Source organism: Paenibacillus sp. GCM10027626 (assembly GCF_042676285.1).
GTDB lineage: Bacteria > Bacillota > Bacilli > Paenibacillales > Paenibacillaceae > Paenibacillus_Z.
Genome location: NZ_JBHTHC010000068.1, coordinates 1 through 717 on the forward strand (window position 1 = coordinate 1; position 717 = coordinate 717).

Annotated in this window: 1 protein-coding gene; it reads right to left on the bottom strand. The window is 45.0% G+C overall.

Going from position 1 to position 717, the window contains the following annotated elements:
• Positions 1 to 158: 158 nt before the first annotated feature.
• Complete coding sequence (locus tag ACFQ0N_RS38240; RefSeq protein WP_379335742.1) at positions 159 to 671, bottom strand: helix-turn-helix domain-containing protein; 513 nt, start codon at positions 669 to 671, stop codon at positions 159 to 161.
• Between the last annotated feature and the right edge of the window lie 46 nt (positions 672 to 717).

A 717-nucleotide genomic window follows, 5' to 3' on the forward strand; every position in this document is an offset into this window, starting at 1 on the left:
TGTTGCGTAATCGACGGTTGCAAGAAGCTTTACACCGCGATGTTTGCCTGTGGTTTGGATGATACGCTGCTTGCCGCGGAGAAACCACGTTTTTTGAATCGCTTGGTAATCGCGGATCATGGACTCGTCTTCAAATAGCAAATGGTCGATTTCGTCATTCATGTATCTTTTTTTAAATCCGGAAACGTGACTTCTGAAAATACCCTTTGTTTTTCTTCATCAGCCGCTGCCAAGGTATAGGTTGGCTTGGTGTAGCTTAGTCCCTGACGGTGCATCATTTTGGAGATGCCACGAAGCGAATACGACTGGCCAAATTCCCGTTTGATATAGGCAGCAATGATCTCCAGTGTCCAATTGTGCCGTGCTGTAAAACCCACATCATGCGGAATGGAGCCCACAATGATCTGTTTCAATTTTTCCTGCTGTTCTTTGGTTAGTCGGACGGGTGCGCCTGGAGAATGGCTCAATTGCAGACCAGGAAGTCCTCCCGTTTTATAAGCCTTGATGTAACCCTTTACCGTTTTTGCATTTCGGTTGATGATATGGGCAATCTGCTCCACTTCGGTTCCTTGCAGATACAAATAAAGTGTCTGGTATCGTTCGTACATCCGACGATCCTTTGCTTTTTTCATCGCGGTTTCGATTTCTTGAAATGCAACTGTGTTTTCCATTCTGATTTCCTGCCTGTCTAAGTGGTTTCCTAATTATTTCGACATG